Below are 19597 nucleotides of genomic sequence, written 5' to 3' on the forward strand. Positions count from 1 at the left end.
AAATTTTACTAAATATACAGCAGATATTCCATTATAAATAAAGATTATTTTACTATAATAATTAAATTTTTATCTTATTATCATTTAATCTATTTTGATAAACATCATTATTTAATTTTTTATTGCTTAATTCTTTAAAATCTAAACTTTTACATTGTTCATCATTTTCCCATATTCCTGCCTGCTTATTTCCATCACTTTTATATAATACACCTTTGCCATTTTTCTTATTATCTAAGAAATAACCTTTATATATATCATTATTTGGATAAGTTAATTTTCCTAGACCATTTTTAAAACCATCTTTAAATTCCCCTGTATATATTGAACCATCTTTATAAGTATATTTACCTATTCCATGCATCTTATCATCTTTCCATAACCCTTCATACCTTTCCTTACTTGAAAAAATATATGTTCCAAATCCATTTTTCTTCCCATCAATAAACTCTCCTTTATATAAGTCTCCATTATCATATTTGAATACTTTTTCTCCCTTTAATTTCTTATCAATATTCTTATTTTTATCGCTATTTCTATCTTGTGTATATGTTTTTTCTCTCCTTGTCTCAATTAAATCTCTATCATAACGAAAACCTTTTTTTGACTTATTTTTTATACTAGTTTTTTTCTTATTAATAAAAACTCTAGCTAATTGAATAAATATAAATGCAGATGATAAACATATAAACACACATACTATTGTTCTAAAATAACTAGTTATATTTTCCATAAAAATCACCCTTTTACTATAAAAATTTATTTAAAATACCTAATATAATATATATTTTTATTAGTTGGCATTTATACTTTTAAGACTATATATTAAGTAAATCTCACTTTAAAAGAATCTCTCTTAAAATAAACTAAGTACAATAAACACAGATAATTAATAGATACGTATGAAATATCCTTGAATACTTCATATAAATATTTCTATACAAAGAAATAAAAAAGATGAACCCCAAAAAACAGAGTTCATCTTTTAATAAAAAAATATCTATTTAATAGTAATTAAAAGAAAATACCTATTTACTATTAAAAATATTTTTTAATTTATTTTATCTATTCTTTTATAAGAACTTTTACAACTTCTGATATATACATAGTATGATAATCTTTCTTTGGATACCACTTTTCATCATTTTCTTTAGCATCAAAGTTTTCTGGTGGCATTGTATCATGATATAATTTTTTACAAACCATAATCATATTAGCTTCTTCAAAGGCTACTGTATCATCTATAAAATATGGTGTAAGTCCTGCTTTTTCTACTTTATTTGTATCTCTACCAGAAATAGTACCACAAATATTTAAAGCTTCTCTGTATTTTTCATCAAAAAATGCAATTGTAAATGTGTCATTATTATCTACAAACTCTTTTGTATATCTCTGTGGTCTTATGTAAGTTGTTACAACATTTTTACTCCAATACACTCCAACACCACCCCAGCTTGCAGTCATTGTGTTAAATTTAGCTGAGTTTCCTGCTGTTATAAGTAACCACTCTTTACCAATTTTAGTGAATGGATTAAACTGTAGTTCTTCAATTTTTACTTCTTTAAATCCCATAACATCATCCTACCCTTCATCTTTTAATAAATAAGTCATTTGTTAAAAATTTAAATATATGCACTTTTATAATACAGCTTTCAAGATTATTTTCCATATTCATGTAAATTATAATACAACAAATCAATTACTTTCGCAAGAAGTAGTTTTTATATTTTTTAATCATAAAATGTCAATAAAATATATTAATTATAAAATATATAATACATTTATTAAATTTAGAATACTATAATATTAAAAATGTAGAAAGTATATACACTTTCTACACTTATTACTATTTTATATATTTTTATAGTAGTTTAGTTCCATTTAAATCTAGTTTTGTTCAAAAACTATCATAATCACCAAATTTTGTTCTATTAATTGTAACTTTTTATACTTTATTAATAACATTTAAGTTATTATTCTTATCAATATATATTTTCTCACTATCTAAATCTTCATCAAACATCTTTATTATATTTTCTATTTCGTTTTTGTATTCATCTTCATGTACTCTATAAAGCATTAAATCTTCTAATAAATCTTTTATATCAAAATACACATCTTCTAATAAATAAAAATATCCATCTTCTATATTCTTTAATTTATCTATAGTATCCAATTTTTTATCTATATCTTTTATAACTTCTATGTTTTGTATGTTTATATTTATAATTGTCAATAAGTACATTCTCACAGTTTTTATTATCTCAATAGAAAAATCTACAATATCATAATTTCCTTCTTTTTTATAAAGTGATTCTTTAAATTTATCAAAACAATCATTTAAATCTGGATTTATGTTATTAAATGGAGGTCTTATTATATCTAGCATTATTAAAAGATTTTGTATATCTACATTATTTGTAATTGCCTCATCCAAAATAAATAAATTATATGCATCATTTAATGGGTCATGTGCATCTCCACTAAACTCTAAGTTAGCAAATTCAAGTAAATTTTTTAGTGATATATAGTTCATACATTTTATACCACACTCTATATATTTCTCTTTTATATCCACAAATAACTCTCTAATGTTGTTTACGAACCTTGGATGATTGTTTTTTTTAGAACTTCTCATATCAGTGTTATTGAAACATGTTAAATCTAAATTACCAAAAGTATATATTCCTTCAATCTCAGAAAATATGCCTAACCACTTTTTAAACTTTCTCATGACCTCTTCATAGCTTGGTGCATACTTTAATTCTTCTGAAGATATATGAGTCAACTCTTGTATATGAGGATACAACTGGGCATTACTTACTGGCTTTATTAAAGATTTAAACTTATCAATATTTTTTGTCTTTTCATCATACATAACTGCTCCAATTGCAATTATATCTGAATTTAATATATCTCTCTTTGATTTAGAATTTGGCATATTCATCTCAAAATCTATATATACTCTCTTCAATATAAACACCCTTTCCAATTGTTTATAGTGATTCTTTTAATTACTTTTATTCATAATTTTCTAAGAAAGAATGTTTCTCCCCATCTTTTTGCCACCCTAGTACCGAATCAAGATTTACGTTTTCTGCTGCTTTAAATATGGATTTTTCTACATTTTTAAAATTTGGCTCTAAACTTTTTATTAAATCTTTTATTTCATATCTTTTATTTCCAGTTTTTTTAGCAGCAACCATGCACGCACAATTTAAAGGCCATATACCACTATTTTGGATAAATCTTATAATGTGTTCTTCTCTTATATAGTAAAGTGGTCTTATAATTTTTATTCCTTCAAAATTAGTAGAATTAAGCTTAGGAAGCATAGTTTTAAAATTTCCTGCACACAACAAATTAAGCATAGTTGTTTCTATTACATCATCATAATGATGACCTAATGCAAGTTTATTACACCCCAATTCTTCTGCTTTTGAATATAATGCTCCTCTTCTCATTCTTGCACACATATAACATGGATAATCTTTTGCAATTTCATCAGCTATTTCAAATATTCTTGAATAAAATAAATGTATTGGAATATTTAAATACTCACAATTATCTATAAGTAATTGCCTTATATTTGCATGATATCCAGGGTCCATAGCAATAAATTCAACATCAAAATTAACTTGTCCATGTCTCTTTAATTCTTGAAACATTTTAGCCATAAGAATACTATCTTTTCCTCCAGATATTGCTACAGCTATTTTATCCCCTTCTTCAACTAGTTTATAATCTCTTATTGCCTTTATAAACTTAGACCATAAATGTTTTCTATATTTTTTTATAATACTTTTTTCTATATCCCTTAGTGAAAGTCTTTCCTCAAAAGGAACTATAATTTCACAGCCTTTTCCTGATAGCTCACTCATTTAATCACCTCGTATATTTATGTTAATAATATTTTACAAAAAAGTCTACCTACTTCTATAAAATACTATAGTTTTACTTTAATTTTAATAAATACTTTATAGTTTACAATAACACATAAACTTATAATAACATAAATAAAGCCTTTCTTTTATTATCTTTTTTATTTTTCTCATTTAATATTTTATTATGAGTAACGATTTTTAAATGTATGAATATTATACACTAGATAGACTTACCTATCTATTTACAACAAGGAGGTTTTCATCTTGGAAAATAAAACTAGAGATATTAAAAAAAATTGTGGTTCATCTTTGGCTAGACCATATATTAATAATCAAATTTTCACAGAAATGTACTGCCTTTCTGATGCATTAAAATTTGGAACTATATTTCCAGAACTAAATTTATTAGAATCTGAAATGTACAACAAAGAATTATATGCTAAGCCAAAAAAATTAAGAGGAGGTAGAAGATAATGAAAGATTCATCTAGAGCTGAACTTATGAGAAAAATTCAGGAAACATCTTTTGCATGTGTTGATATGAACTTATATTTAGACACTCATCCTGATGATAAAAATGCTATCAACACTTACAATTCATTATGTAACCAATTTGCACAGGCTAGATACGCTTACGAAAATAAATATGGTCCTTTAACTAACTTTGGGTATGCTCCAAGTAGATGCCCTTGGCAATGGGCTGAGCAACCTTGGCCTTGGGACAGAGAATTTAATTATTAGACATCAAGTATTGGAGGATTGAAAATTCATGTGGATATATCAAAAAACTTTACAACACCCAGTTAATATAAAAACTTGTGACCCAAGAATGGCTAAGTTTCTTATAACTCAATTTGGAGGACCAAATGGAGAGCTTGCTGCATCTTTAAGATATTTAAGTCAAAGATATACAATGCCTACTGGTAATATGCGTGCACTTTTAACAGATATTGGTACAGAAGAACTAGCTCACGTTGAGCTTATATGTACTATGGTTTATCAGTTAACTTCTGATGTAAGCCCAGAAGAATTAAAAGCTGCTGGTCTTGGCTCAAACTATGCACAAAATGGATATGGAATTTATCCAACAGATTCAAATGGGGTTCCATTTGATGTAAGACCTATCGCAGTTATGTCAAATCCTGTAACTGATTTACATGAAGATATGGCTGCTGAACAAAAAGCACTTGCAACATATTATCAACTTATAAACTTAACAGATGATGTTGATGTTATAAACGTACTAAAATTCTTAGGTCAAAGAGAAATAATTCACTATCAAAGATTTGGTGAAGCTTTAATGGATGCTTATGAATTAGAGGAATGTCAAAAAATATTCTAAAATTCTTCTTTATATATAAAACTACAATTATTTACTAATTTACTAACTTACTTTTTCGCTTAAATTAGCTTAAAAATATAAAAAACTATAAAGAACTGTCCATTTTCTATACGCAGATAGAACAAATAAACAACAAAAAGCAGGTACTGAATCAACAGTAATAATAGATAGTAATCTACAATACTATTGACACCATACCTGCTTTTATTTTATAAGCAATAAAGAAATATCTATTTATAAAGTTTTATCATTAAATTTAAATGATTATAAAACTCTTCTTGCATTTACATATCTACTTGAATAGTAACTACTATTTATATTAGATATTGTTACCTTTTTTGATGAACCTGAAGATGCGTGTATCATCTCTCCATTTCCCATATATATTCCAACATGACTTACAGAGCCATTATTTGAACCTTGTGTATCAAAGAATATTAAATCTCCGCTTCTAAGGTCTCCTCTATTTACATATGCTCCATACTTACTTTGGTCTCTAGATACTCTTGGTATACTAACTCCAGCAGATTTTTTCATAACGTATTGTGTGAATCCAGAACAGTCAAAACTATTTGGACCTTCTGCTCCCCATACATATGGTTTTCCAAGTAGTGTCTTTGCAAAGCCTATTACACTATCAGCTCCCTGACTTGGAGAATTAGTTGAATCGGATGGAGTTGAAGTATCAACAGAACCTTTCTCTGCAAGATATTGACTTGATACATATCCTGTTTGGTCATCATGATTTACTTTTGTCCATCCACCATCTTCTGAGATACTTCCAACTTCAGTACCATAACTTAACGTAGCCACTTTAGAGTGTCCTGTTCCTGGTCCTGTTCTAAGGTTTAATGATTTTGCTGTTACAACTTTTGTATCCTTTACAATATCACTTGAACTGCTTCCATCATTTCCATTTGCAGAATCACTTAAGTTAGTTCCTAAGTATTTACTTGAAACGTAACCGACTCTACCATTAGAACTTATTTTTGACCATCCATTTGACTCAGATATGTATCCAACTTCAGTACCATATCCCAAAGTAGATATTTTAGAACTTCCTGTACTTGGACCTGTTCTAAAATTTAATCCCTTTGCTGTAACAACTTTTGTTGATTTTACTGAAGCATCATTACTTTCATTACTATTTCCTAGGCTATTTATTGATAAATATTTTTCATGCACATAACCTGTATTCCCATTATATTTAACTTTTACCCAAGAACCATCTTTTCCTATGTACTCAACTTTATCACCTTTGTAGAACTTTCCTATAGATGCATTATTTGTACCTGGTCCTTTTCTAAAATTTACTGCATTCCCTGTTATTGTTCTACTTTCTACAGTTGAACTTTCTATTTCAGACTCATTAGCATATGCTAAATTCCCCATTGTAGGCATTATTATCGCTGTGGCCATTATACTGGCTGCTACTCTCTTTTGATTAAAATTCATAACTTTCCACTCATCTCCTCTTTTCTAGTAGATTTATTTTTTATTTCTAACATAAAAGAAATAATTGACACTATTTTTAAATATCAATTATTTCTTTTATATTAATATTATTACAAATTTGTAACTATTTGTCTATAGTAATAATTCTATACCATAAATTACCATAAATATTTTTTAATCGTAGAGAGGTTAAAACTCAGTTATATAGCCAAACTATATCTTATTAAACAATTTTATATTTTTTAACTTTTTTGTAACTTTTATAACCCTGTTGAACCAAATCCACCTTTTCCTCTTTCGGAATCACTTAATTCTTTAACTTCTTCTATATTAATCTCATATATAGGTTTTACTACCATTTGAGCAATCTTCATATGTTTTTCAACTTTAAAATCATTTTTTCCATGATTTATTAATATGATTTTAAGCTCTCCTCTATATCCCTCATCAATAGTTCCTGGTGTATTTAACACAGTAATTGAATGTTTTAAAGCAAGTCCACTTCTAGGTCTTACTTGCGCTTCTGTCATAACAGGAAGTTCTATACATATTCCAGTTTTAATAAGTTTAGTCTCTCCAGAAGGTATTACAACCTCCTCTATAGAATACAAATCCATACCAGCATCACCTTTGTGAGCAAAATTAGGTATTATAGCGTCGTCATTTAATTTTTTTACTTTTAAATTGTACATTTTTTATCTCCTTTCAATTTCCTATAAATATTATAACTTAAATTTCAGCCTCTTGAAGTTTTTTATTTTTTTGTGGTAATATAATTATTAGTGTTTTAAAGGAGGATTTTTTATGAAACTTGTACTTGCTGAGAAACCATCTGTTGCAAAAACTATAGCATCGTTTTTAGGTGCAAAGACTAGACAAGATGGTTACTTTGAAGGAAATGACTATATAATTACTTATGCAGTTGGACACTTAGTATCATTATATGATATGAAAGATTATGATAAAGATAAGTATTCTGGCTCTTGGAAAATGAATAACTTTCCATTTGTGCCTGAAAATAAGTTTAAATTCAAAATTGATAGTTCTAAAACCAAACAATTCAATACTGTAAAAAAACTTTTAAACAGAAAAGATGTGGAATATGTAATAAATGCCACTGATAATGACAGAGAGGGAGAACTTATAGCATTTTTAATATTTTTACTTGCAAAAAATAAGAAACCAGTAAAAAGAATTTTGGTAAATGAATGGACTCCAGAAGACATTACGAGAGGTATAAAAAACTTAAAAGATGAAGATGAAATGAGAAATCTTCAAGCTGCTGGATATACAAGACTTATTACTGATTGGTTAATTGGAATAAACTTCACTTCCGTTGCTACATTAAAATATGGAAATGGAAAATTATTAAATATAGGTAGAGTAATTCTTCCAACAGTCAAATTAGTCTATGATAGGGATATGGAAATACTGAATTTTGTTCCCAAAACTTATTATGAAGTAGAAGGTCATTTTAAAGCTGAAAATGGTGAATATAAAGGTAAATATATTAAAGGTAAAGAAAGTAAATTTGACACACTTGAAGATGCAAATAAAATCATAGCTTCAATTACATCTCAAACTGGTAAAATACTAGATAAAAAAGTTACTATGTCAAAAGAGTATGCACCAAAACTTTTTAGTTTAACATCACTTCAAGGATATATAACTTCTAAGTACTCTAATTTTACCTCTGATAAAGTTTTAAATGTATGTCAATCTCTTTATGAGGGTAATGGTAAAGGTGGGTATATAACTTATCCAAGAACCGATTCTATTTTTTTAGAAGAAAGTTTAACTTCAAAGGCTTCTCAAACTTTAGAAAAATTAAAAGTCGGTCTTGAATATGAAAATAAAATTAAATTCTCCAAAACAAAAAGGGTCTTTGATTCATCCAAAGTAGATTCACATAGTGCTATAATTCCTACTTACATAATACCAAAAAATTTATCTAAAGATGAACAATTGGTTTATGATGCTATAAAAGATAGATTTGTAGCAAATTTTATGCCTCCTGCTGAATATGAGAATACAGAAATTAAGACTAAAGTAGATGATTGCACTTTTTTAACAAAAGGAAAAGTACTTAAATCAAAGGGATACCTTGAGGTGTATAATAAGGAAGAAAAAAACGATTTACTTCCATTTGTAAACAAGGATGATATTGTTGATGTCTTAGAGATAAAGCCATTAACCAAACAAACAACACCACCTAAATCATATACTGAAGATACACTTTTAAAAGCTATGAAAAATTGTGGTAAAAATGTACCTGAAGAAGACACAACTGTACTTTCAGGGTATTCAATAGGAACATCAGCCACACGTGCTGATGTACTAAAAAAAATAAGTCAAGTGGGCTATGTAAAGAAAAAAGGCAAATCTTACTTTATAACAGACCTTGGAAAAAATTTAGTTGAAATTTTTCCTGTTAAGGACTTATTTGATGTAGATTACACTGGTAAACTTGAAAAAAGTTTAAGTGATATTCAAAAAGGTAAATACACTAGAAAAGAATATCTTACTCATATTATTAGTTTTATATATCAAAATGTTAATATTATAAAACAGGATGCTTCAAAAAATATAAATACAGAGGCTTATACTTTTGATTCAAAAACTAAAAAATTTACTAAGGTAAAAGCAAAGGATTCAAAAAATAGTTCCAAAAAAAGTTTAACTGATTCTGAAAAGGAAATTGCTGTATCAAAAGATACAGATATTAAAAAAGAAAATAAAACCAATAATGAAAATACGTCTCTTGGTAAATGTCCTATTTGTCAAGGTGATGTTCTTGAGTTTGATAAAGGATTTGCTTGTAAAAATCATAAAGAGTGTAAGTTCGTTATTTGGAAAAATGACAAATACTTAAGCCTCTACAAAAAGAAAGTTAATAAAACTATGGTCAAAAATATTTTAAAAAAAGGTGAGACAAAAGTAAAATCTTTAACTTCTAAAAATGGAAACAAGTTTGATGCTACATTAAAATATAATAAAAATCCAGATACTGGCTACTTCAACTGGAAAATAGAATTTGAGAATTAAATAATATTCATAAAAGCAGAAATAGCAGTAGTATAATATTAAATATATTATACTACTGCTATTTCTGCTTTGTGTAAAAATTTAACTTTATATAATAACTTCTCATATGTACATTTAAACTAATTTTTTTACTATTTCTGATAGTTTAAGTGTATGTTCATCTAATAAAGTTAGTTCCTCATCAGAAAGATTTGATAGTTTCTTTACTATAGACTCTTTAAGAATAGATTGTACAATATCAAATAATTCAAATGCTTTATCTGTCAATTCAACTCTAAGAACTCTTCTGTCTTTTGGGTCAGGAAATTTATTTACTAAATTATGCTCTACTAATCTATCAATAATTGGTGTCATATTTGATTTTAGTATTCCTAAATTAGAAGCTATTTGAGAAATTGATGATGAGTTTGATGTCATAAGATAAAGAATTACCTTTGCATGTGATGGAGCCATTGGACACTCTCCAAAATACTCTTTCATCATATCTGAGTTGTTTTGAAATTTTTTTAACAAATCGTTTTCTTTGAATATATTATTTTGAAGTACAAATAAAAAGTCTAAAAAAGAGTCTGCTATTTTAAGTATATTATCGTTATCCATATTTGTAACATCCCTTCAATAAATACTGTAATAAAATATTCATTACTTATTATAGTATAAATTATAAACTATTAATAAATTTAAAACAAGAAAAAGTTATTGACTCATAATAATTATAAATTTATAATCAAATTAGAGAATTATAAAATGCCAAAAAAGGGAAGTTTTTTAATTAGCCTAAAACTAAACTTAAATTATAAGACACTTTAAATTCTACAACAAGCTAGTGTAAAATATAATAGGAGGAGATATGAAAAGATATTTAGTAGTTTTTTTAATGTGTAGTTCACTGTTCTTAGTTGGATGTGGAAAAACAGATGAACCTGAACCAGAAAAACCTATAGCAGTCTCTGTTCAAAAGGCAGTAGGTGGAGAAATAGAAAATACAAATGCTTTCTCAGGAACTACAAAAGTTAAAGATGAGACATCAGTTACTGCTCAAACTGCTGGCACAGTTCAAGAAGTTTATGTGAAACTTGGCCAAAATGTAAGAAAAGGTGATGATTTATTGAGTATAACTAGTGAAGATTTAGAAAACAGTGTAAAACAGTCTAAAGCATCACTAGATTTAGCAAAAGCAAGTTATGCAAGTGCTACTGGGGGTGCATTAGAAGCTCAAGTGAATCAAGCAAAAACAGCTCTTGATAGCGCAAAACTTCAATATGATGAATCCCAAAGAAATTATGACAATAACAAGGTTCTTTATGAGCAGGAAGTAATTAGTTTAGACCAATTTAAAAAAATAGAAGTTGCTTTAGAACAATCAAAACAACAACTAGATTCTGCACAAAGAGCATACAATACAGCAACTTCAAAAAGTATACCTCAAGCTAAATCACTTGCTAAAAAACAACTTGACCAAGCTCAAGTATCATATAACTTAGCAATGAGTAACTTAGATAAGCTGACATTAAAAGCTCCAGTGGATGGAACAATCACAGCCAAAAACTTTGACTCAAAAGAGATGATAACACAATCACAACCAGCTTTTGTGATTTCTAATCCTAATATATTAGAAGTAGGCTTAAATGTAGCAGAAGCAGATATAGCTAAATTTAAAAAGGATGGTAATGTAGATGTTGTTATTGAAGACCAAAGAGTTTTAGGAAAGATAGATTATGTTCCTTCAGTAGTTGACCCTCAGACATCTTTATATCCTGTTAAAATACTTGTTACTAATACTAACAACAAATTTAAAGCAGGAATGTCTGCACAAGTAAACTTAAGCGTTGAAAAAGAAAATGGAGCTGTTACAGTACCTAAAAAAGCAATATTTGAAGAAAATGGAAAAAAATATGTATACATAGCAACTAAAGATAACATAGCAAAGAAAACATTAGTTCAAACTGGAATTGTAACAGAGGATAAAATAGCAATCAAAAGTGGTGTAAGTGAAAAAGATACAGTGGTTATTGGGGGGATAAGTCTTATTTCTGATGGAACTAAGATATTTCCTGTAGAAAAGGAGAAATAGTATTATGAATTTAACACATACTTCCGTTAAGCGTCCTCTCACAATCATAATGGTCTTCTTAGTATTAATAGTTTTTGGTGGTATTGGATATAAAAAAATGTCAATAAATCTAATGCCTGATATAGAAATACCTGTTGTAATGGTTATGACTACTTGGACAGGTGCAGGTCCTCAAGACGTTGACGAACAAGTTAGCCAAAAAGTTGATGAAAGTTTATCATCTGTTTCAAATGTAAGCTCAACTATATCAAGTTCACAAGAAAGTGTTTCTATGGTCGTAGCTCAATTTGAATTTGGAACCAACCTAGATGAAATAATGAACGATGTTAGATCTAAAGTAGATGCATTACAAACTAGTTTACCAGATGATGCAGCTAAGCCAACAGTACTAAAATTAGATATGAATGCACAAGCTATAGGTCAGCTTGTTATATCTGGTGGAAATAATAATGCACAAGCACTAAGAAAATACGCTGAAGATGTAATTCAGCCTAAAATAGAATCTATAGATGGTACTACATCAGCAGACATTAAAGGTGGAGAAAAAGCTCAAGTTAATGTAATAGCTGACCCATCAGTTCTTTCAAATTATGGAGTTAGTTTATCAACTATAAAAGGTATTTTATCATCTAGTAATAAAACATTCCCTTATGGTTCAATTACTCAAGGTGAAGATAAGATAGTCTTAAGATCAATTGATAAATTAGAATCTTTAGATGATATAAAACAGATTCAAATTCCTGTAAAAGGAGGAAACACTGTTAACTTAGATACTCTTTGTAGTGTAGATTATGGATTTGCAGACAAAGATAGTATTTATAGATACAATGGAAAAAGCAGTTTAGTAATAGATATTTCTAAGCAACAAGATGCAAATACTGTAAAAGTTATGCAAGATGCATATAAATATGTAGATGAATTGAATAAAGAAAATCCACAATTTAAAATTAAAATTGCCAATGATACAAGTGCTTACATAAGCGAATCAATAAACAGTGTAATGAGCAATTTACTTATAAGTGCAGTTATTGCATTTGTAGTAATATTTGCTTTCTTAAAAAGTGTAAGAGCTTCATTAGTTGTTGCAGTGGCAATACCAATTTCTATAATAGGAGCAATAGCTGTTCTCTATTTTACAGGCGAAAGTTTAAACCTTATCACTGCAAGTTCATTGGTAATTTCAGTTGGTATGGTCGTTGATAATGCTACAGTTGTAATTGAAAACATATTTAAATACAGGAAAAGTGGTCGTTTGAGCATTGATGATTGTGCTATTGAAGGTACACGAACTGTCACCAATGCAATACTAGCATCAACATTGACTACTATAGCTATATTCTTACCTATTATGTTTACAGAAGGTATAGCCAAAATAACATTTGGGGCTTTAGGTAAAACACTTATAGCTTCTCTAGCCTTCTCTTTTATAGGCGCAATTACTCTTGTTCCTAGTGTATTTGCAAAACTAAGTAGAGGTAAAAGTAGTGAAAAAATGAAGGAAAAAGATAGCCCTATATTTGATAAGGTAAGTGAAGGATATAAAAGATTACTAAGTGTATGCTTGAGACATCAGAAATTAGTAGTAATATCAAGTTTACTTATATTTGTAGCTTCTCTATTCGGAATGAGCTTTATAGGTATGGACTTTATGCCTGCAGCAGATAAAGGAGAATTGGCTATTTCTATAGAACTTCCAAAGGGGCTTAGCTTAGAAGCTAATGATTATTATGTTTCTATGACAGAGAAAAAAGTTTCAGATATTCCAGAAATCAAGACATTGATAACAAGTTTGACATCAGACTCAAATAATAATAGTGCAAGTATAGCAATTGAATTGGAATCTCAAAAAAATAGAAAAAGAACTACTGATGAAATAGAGAAAGAAATAATTGATAGAGTTGCTACTGTTCCGGATTGTAAAATAAATGTAAGTCAAAATAGTAGTGTTATGGGTGGAACTTCAGGAGCAGACTTCACATTAGAGATGAAGGGCCCTGATTTGGATGTATTAAAGATATTAGGAAAAGAAGTTGAAAAAGAATTCAGTTCTATAAAAGGATTTAGAAATGTAGAGACTTCCCTTACAGATACAACACAAGAAGCTCAATTTACAATAGACAAACATAGAGCTCAAGAATACGGTGTAAATACAGCAGAAATTGCAGGATTATTGCGTACTGCAATAAATGGTGATTCAGTTACTACTGCTACTATTGATGACTACAAAGTCGATGTAAATCTAAAGTTTAAAGCAGATAGTATCGATAATCTAGAAGATATAAAACAGTTAAAAGTAAATTCTACAACTGGAAATGAAGTACCTCTTGGAGCTTTCTCGGACATAAAAATGGTAGATGGTTTACAGTCCATATCAAGAACTGATGGTGATTTTTCTGTAAATATAACTGCAACACTTGATAATTTAGATGCTGGTACAGCTACAAAATTAGCATTAGAAAAAACTAATAAGATGCTAATCCCTAAAGACTACTCTATTGGTGTTGGTGGAGAAACAGAAATGATGAATGAATCTATGGCCAGTCTTGGATTCTCAATGGTTATAGCCATAGCACTTGTTTATATGGTAATGGTAGCTCAATTTGAATCATTTAGTAAACCATTTATAATAATGTTCTGTGTGCCATTTGCATTTGTTGGAGTTGTACTTTCTCTTTTGGTAACTGGTCAAAGTTTAAGTACTGTAGGTATGTTAGGTATAATCTTACTTATTGGTATCGTTGTTAACAATGGTATAGTTCTTATTGACTACATAGAACAACTTAGAAAAGCAAATAGTAGTAATGATTTAATTGGATTGGTTTCAATTGGTTGTGCTGCGAGACTAAGACCCGTTTTAATGACAACTGCAACAACAATTCTAGGTATGTTACCAACAGCATTATCTCTTGGTGAAGGTGGAGAAACAATGCAACCACTAGCCGTAGTTATAATGGGTGGTCTTACTGTATCTACACTAATAACACTAGTACTTATCCCTACTATATATTTAATATTTGATAAGTGGGAAAATAAGTTTTCAGATAGGATGCCTAAAATATTTGGTAAAATAACAGATAAAATAGGAGATATAAAAGGAAAAATATTTAAGAAACCAAAATTAAAAGCTAAAATTTAAATATAAATGGAGGGCGATTGTATTGAAGAAAAAAGTTAGTAAAATAATTGCAATTGGATGTGGCGTTGGTATAATAACAGCTAATTTAATGCCAGCCTATGCAAATGATAATACTTCTTCTATAAATAAAGTTGATAATGCTACCTTAAGTGACTCGACTAAAAGAACAGCTGAAAAAGAATTTTTAACTGCTAGAGATGCTGTCAGTGCAGCAATTAAAAATAGTGAAAAATTAAAAATGAAATCAGAAGAAATAAAAATGTTAAAAGAAAAACTAGAAGTACAGGATGAATTTGATAGTTTTACTGGAAGTGACAACTCATTTCCATATGACCAAATTGGACTTCTTAAAAATCAAAGCGAACAGGCAAAATATTTTATGGAAGACCAAATAGCAAATGATATTACTAATAAGTACAATGATTTAGTATCAAGAGAAAATGAGTTAGATAAAATAAAACATAATCTTGAGATAAAAACTAAAGAAATTAAAGATATGAAGCTAAAAAAGGATTTAGGTCTAGTGACATCATTGGAAACTGAGTCAGCTGAGCTTGAACTTCAGACGCTACAAAATACTCAAAAATCTAAACTTCAAGAACTAAAAAATAATCAAGATTATTTTAAGTTGTTGACTAATATAAATTTAGACAACTATCAATTAGATAAAGAATACCGTTTTGAGTCTTTTAGAGTAGGTGGTTCAGTTGATTCATACATGGAAGGTAAGGTTAATGAATACTTAAAGTATGACCAATTGATTTTAGAACGTACAGAAGAAAGTTTTAATGATGATGATGAAAATAAGGCAGATTTACCAGATAGACCTAATCTTACAAGACCAGTTGCTCCTACAAAACCAGAACAAGGTAGTTTAACTGATGCTGAATATGAAGTTCTTAAGAAGAAATATGATAAAGATTATGAGCAATATGAAAAAGCAGTTGAAGCATACAATCTTGAAAGACAGACTTATGCATCTGGACTTACTACATATGCAAATTATCTTCAACAAAAATATAATACTGAAAATGGCTTAGTTACACTAGAGGATAGTAAAAAAGCTCTAAAAAAAGGCTTGATTGATAGCTATGCACAATTACTTGCTTTAGAAGATACAATTGGAACAACTAAAAAACAGCTTGAATTATCGGAAAAACAATTAAAAAATACTAAGCTAAGATATGACTTAGGATTGATTACTCTAACTGACTATAAAAAACAAGTAGTAAGCAATGAAGATGCTAAAAATAGCTATGATACACTTATTGTAAACTATAATTCATTAAAAAATGGTATAGAAAAGCCATGGATACTTAGCGATGGAGGCAAAAAATAATACTGTTGTATAAAAGCATTTATTTACTAAAATAAATTTGCTCAATAAAATAGAAAAAGAGTTGGCTTATTATTAGTTCAACTCTTTTTCTATTTACTAAAATATTATTGATTCTAAGAACACATATATTCTTCACTACAAAATAAGGTCTAAAGCTTAATTTAATTACTTCTTATCAAATGTTTCATCTATTTTACATCTGACCATATTAACAAATTCTGAAATATTATATCCTTTCAGCTTACATCCACATTTAGGACAATAGTCCAACTTCCTAGATACTAATGCTCTACAGCTAGGTTCTGGGCATCTCATTTTAAGACTCTCTTCTACTACTTTAAATCCACATCGTGGGCATATACTACCTGGACGTGATGATACTTCTTTTCCACATTTAGGACACTTTGTCAACTTTATCCCCTCCAGTAAACTCAATTTAATTATTGGTTGAAATTTCTCTCTTACAATAATGTATGCAACATAATTAAATACGTTTCACCTACTATAATATAAATTAGTTTTTTTATAATAATATAAAATAAAAATCCCCTATACTCAATTTACAAATACTCTATTTGATACATTGATGTATAGGAGATATAAATATTTTAGTTTAATTATATATATTTATAATATATTATTATCTAGGGTTTTTTATAGATGCTTGAGCTGCTGCAAGTCTAGCAATTGGCACTCTAAATGGTGAACAAGATACATAGTTAAGTCCTACATTATAACAGAACTCTACTGAAGATGGTTCTCCACCATGTTCTCCACATATTCCTAGTTTTAATTCTGGTTTAACTTCTCTACCTAATTTAACTCCCATCTTAACTAACTTACCAACACCATTTTGGTCTAGCACTTGGAATGGGTCTTTTTCTAATATTTCTTCATCTACATATTGACCTAAGAATTTACCAGCATCATCTCTTGAATATCCAAATGCCATTTGAGTTAAGTCATTAGTACCAAAACTGAAGAAGTCTGCTTCTTGTGCTATTTCATCAGCTGTTAAACAAGCTCTAGGTATTTCTATCATAGTACCTACAGTATAAGGAACTTCTACTCCTTCTTCTTTGATTATAGCATCAACAGTTTCTACTATCATTTTTCTTATTATCTTTAACTCATTTACTTCTCCAATTAATGGAACCATTATTTCTGGAGAAACTTTAACACCTGCTCTTATTGCTTCTATAGCACCTTGTATTATTGCCTTAGATTGCATTACACATATTTCAGGATAAGTTATTGCAAGTCTACATCCTCTGTGCCCAAGCATTGGGTTAAATTCATCTAAATCAACTATTCTCTTCTTAATATCACTTACTTTTATTCCCATAGTTTTTGAAAGTTCTTCTATAGTTTCATCATCATGAGGTAAGAATTCATGTAGTGGTGGATCTAGTAATCTTATATTAACTGGCTTTCCATCCATAACTTTGAATAACTCTACAAAATCTTCTCTTTGCATTGGTAATATTTTTTCAAGAGCTTTTTCTCTTTGCTCTACTGTATTAGACAATATCATTTCTCTAACTGCTGGTAATCTGTCTTCATCAAAGAACATATGCTCAGTTCTACATAGACCTATACCTTCAGCACCAAATTCTATAGCTGCACGAGCATCTCTAGGATTATCTGCGTTAGTTCTAACCATCATACATTTATGCTTATCTACCCATTGCATTAATTTTTCAAAGTTTCCAGTTAAAGAAACTTCTGTTTTCTTAACATCTCCTAAATAAACATTTCCTGTAGAACCATCTATAGAAATGTACTCTCCTTCTTTTATAACTATATCATCAAGAGCTCTTACTTCTTTATTAAACTCATCAACTTTTATTTCTCCACATCCAGCAACACAACATTTACCCATACCTCTAGCAACAACTGCTGCATGTGATGTCATTCCACCTCTAGCTGTAAGAATTCCTTCAGCCTTAACCATACCTTCTATATCTTCTGGAGATGTTTCTAGTCTAACTAAAACTACTTTTTCTCCCTTTTCATTTGCTTTTACTACATCATCAGCATTGAAGTAAACTCTACCACTTGCTGCACCTGGTGATGCTGGTAAACCTTTTGCTATAACTTTAGCTTCTTTTAAAGCTTTATCTTCAAATTTTGGATGTAATAACTGGTCTAATTGATTAGGCTCAATTCTCATTATAGCTTCTTTTTCATCTATTATTCCAGCTTCAACTAAATCAACTACTACATTTATTGCTGCTGCTGCTGTTCTTTTACCATTTCTAGTTTGTAATATATATAATCTTTCATTTTCTATAGTAAACTCTATATCTTGCATATCTTTATAGTGACCTTCAAGTATATGAGTAATTTTTACGAATTCATCAAATACAGATGGCATTACTTCAGCAAGAGTTGATATATTTTGAGGAGTTCTTATACCTGCAACAACATCTTCACCTTGAGCATTCATTAAGAATTCACCAAATAATTTATTTTCTCCTGTAGCTGGATTTCTAGTAAATGCAACACCTGTACCACTAGTTTCTCCCATATTACCAAATACCATTGATTGAATGTTTACTGCTGTTCCTAAATTATGAGCTATATCATTTAATCTACGGTATATGATTGCACGAGGGTTATTCCATGATCTAAACACTGCCTCTATAGCAAGCATTAATTGCTCTTTTGGGTCTTGTGGAAAATCACTTTTTATTTCTTTTTTGTATATTGCTTTAAATTCTTTTACTATTTCTTTTAAGTCATCAGTTGTAAGTTCTGTATCAACTGTGTATCCTTTTGCTTCTTTTACTCTATCTAGTACATTTTCAAATTTGTATTTTGGCACTTCCATAGCAACATCAGAAAACATTTGTATGAATCTTCTGTAACTATCATATGCAAATCTTTCATTTTGTGTAGCTTCTGCTAGACCAATAACACTATTGTCATTAAGACCTAAGTTAAGTATTGTATCCATCATTCCTGGCATAGAGAATACTGCACCAGAACGAACTGATACTAGTAGTGGATTTTTATTGCATCCTAATGTTTTGTTTAAATCTTTTTCTAAAGTAGCTAGATGTGCTTCTATTTCTTTTATTATTTCTGCTCTTATACTTTCATTATTAACATAGTAGTCATTACATGCCTCTGTTGTTATAGTGAATCCAGGAGGGACAGGTAAGCCTATCTTAGTCATTTCTGCTAAATTGGCACCTTTACCTCCTAGTAAAGATTTCATGTCTTTGCTTCCTTCACCAAAACTATAAACATACTTAGTTTCCATTGTTAAATCCCCCATTAATCTTTTTTATTTTAATTTATATCATTTTTATTATTAA

The 19597-nt window shown here is 28.9% G+C and carries 16 protein-coding genes; 7 read left to right on the forward strand and 9 right to left on the reverse strand.

The features are described 5' to 3' along the window. Positions 1-61 precede the first annotated feature (61 nt). From IC174_RS09820 to IC174_RS09835, 4 genes are all read right to left on the reverse strand, one after another. Positions 62-733 (reverse strand): hypothetical protein, encoded by a 672-nt coding sequence (locus IC174_RS09820; protein ID WP_227432642.1) that lies wholly within the window; start codon positions 731-733, stop codon positions 62-64. Between the two features lie 332 nt (positions 734-1065). Beyond that, positions 1066-1572: a flavin reductase gene (locus IC174_RS09825; protein ID WP_227432641.1), complete on the reverse strand. Its 507-nt coding sequence runs from the start codon at positions 1570-1572 to the stop codon at positions 1066-1068. Between the two features lie 373 nt (positions 1573-1945). After that, on the reverse strand, positions 1946-2974 hold the full coding sequence (locus IC174_RS09830; protein ID WP_255619340.1) for a 3'-5' exonuclease: 1029 nt from the start codon (positions 2972-2974) through the stop codon (positions 1946-1948). A gap of 46 nt (positions 2975-3020) precedes the next feature. After that, positions 3021-3881 carry an ATP-binding protein gene (locus tag IC174_RS09835; RefSeq protein WP_227482823.1) on the reverse strand — a complete coding sequence of 287 codons (861 nt, stop codon included), beginning with the start codon at positions 3879-3881 and terminating at the stop codon, positions 3021-3023. 267 nt (positions 3882-4148) lie between these two features. On the opposite strand from IC174_RS09835, the gene IC174_RS09840 reads away from it, so the two are divergent. The 3 genes from IC174_RS09840 to IC174_RS09850 are packed head-to-tail and all read left to right on the forward strand — an operon-like array spanning position 4149 to position 5225. Continuing rightward, positions 4149-4358, forward strand: coding sequence for a spore coat associated protein CotJA (locus IC174_RS09840; protein WP_227432638.1), 210 nt, complete (start codon positions 4149-4151; stop codon positions 4356-4358). After that, positions 4358-4624: a spore coat protein CotJB gene (locus tag IC174_RS09845; protein WP_021385274.1), complete on the forward strand. Its 267-nt coding sequence runs from the start codon at positions 4358-4360 to the stop codon at positions 4622-4624. The genes IC174_RS09840 and IC174_RS09845 overlap by 1 nt, the downstream gene beginning before the upstream one ends. A 28-nt stretch (positions 4625-4652) precedes the next feature. Then, on the forward strand, positions 4653-5225 hold the full coding sequence (locus IC174_RS09850) for a manganese catalase family protein (RefSeq protein WP_227432637.1): 573 nt from the start codon (positions 4653-4655) through the stop codon (positions 5223-5225). Positions 5226-5489: 264 nt separating this feature from the next. Here IC174_RS09850 and IC174_RS09855 read toward each other — a convergent pair whose 3' ends face one another. Together IC174_RS09855 and dut are read right to left on the reverse strand one after the other, a co-directional pair. Then, positions 5490-6680: a C40 family peptidase gene (locus tag IC174_RS09855; protein ID WP_227482824.1), complete on the reverse strand. Its 1191-nt coding sequence runs from the start codon at positions 6678-6680 to the stop codon at positions 5490-5492. A gap of 260 nt (positions 6681-6940) precedes the next feature. Then, positions 6941-7372, reverse strand: coding sequence for a dUTP diphosphatase (gene dut / locus IC174_RS09860; RefSeq protein WP_227432635.1), 432 nt, complete (start codon positions 7370-7372; stop codon positions 6941-6943). A gap of 112 nt (positions 7373-7484) precedes the next feature. Between dut and IC174_RS09865 the strand changes: the two genes are divergently transcribed. After that, positions 7485-9725, forward strand: a complete 2241-nt coding sequence (locus tag IC174_RS09865; RefSeq protein ID WP_227432634.1) for a type IA DNA topoisomerase — start codon at positions 7485-7487, stop codon at positions 9723-9725. A gap of 114 nt (positions 9726-9839) precedes the next feature. On the opposite strand, the gene IC174_RS09870 is transcribed toward IC174_RS09865, so the two are convergent. Then, complete coding sequence (locus IC174_RS09870; RefSeq protein WP_227432633.1) at positions 9840-10325, reverse strand: MarR family winged helix-turn-helix transcriptional regulator; 486 nt, start codon at positions 10323-10325, stop codon at positions 9840-9842. Positions 10326-10575: 250 nt separating this feature from the next. Between IC174_RS09870 and IC174_RS09875 the strand changes: the two genes are divergently transcribed. The 3 genes from IC174_RS09875 to IC174_RS09885 are packed head-to-tail and all read left to right on the forward strand — an operon-like array spanning position 10576 to position 16274. Continuing rightward, on the forward strand, positions 10576-11799 hold the full coding sequence (locus IC174_RS09875) for an efflux RND transporter periplasmic adaptor subunit (RefSeq protein WP_227432632.1): 1224 nt from the start codon (positions 10576-10578) through the stop codon (positions 11797-11799). Positions 11800-11803: 4 nt separating this feature from the next. Next, positions 11804-14935 (forward strand): efflux RND transporter permease subunit, encoded by a 3132-nt coding sequence (locus tag IC174_RS09880; protein WP_227432631.1) that lies wholly within the window; start codon positions 11804-11806, stop codon positions 14933-14935. A 22-nt stretch (positions 14936-14957) separates the two neighbouring features. Further along, entirely contained in the window at positions 14958-16274 is a 1317-nt protein-coding gene (locus IC174_RS09885) for a TolC family protein (RefSeq protein ID WP_227482825.1), read from the forward strand. A 165-nt stretch (positions 16275-16439) separates the two neighbouring features. On the opposite strand, the gene IC174_RS09890 is transcribed toward IC174_RS09885, so the two are convergent. Both IC174_RS09890 and ppdK read right to left on the reverse strand, forming a co-directional pair. Beyond that, positions 16440-16685, reverse strand: a complete 246-nt coding sequence (locus tag IC174_RS09890) for a hypothetical protein (RefSeq protein WP_227432629.1) — start codon at positions 16683-16685, stop codon at positions 16440-16442. Between the two features lie 229 nt (positions 16686-16914). After that, positions 16915-19542 (reverse strand): pyruvate, phosphate dikinase, encoded by a 2628-nt coding sequence (gene ppdK, locus IC174_RS09895; protein WP_227482826.1) that lies wholly within the window; start codon positions 19540-19542, stop codon positions 16915-16917. Positions 19543-19597 lie beyond the last annotated feature (55 nt).

Source organism: Clostridioides sp. ES-S-0001-03 (assembly GCF_020676075.1).
In the GTDB taxonomy this organism is placed as follows: Bacteria; Bacillota; Clostridia; order Peptostreptococcales; family Peptostreptococcaceae; genus Clostridioides.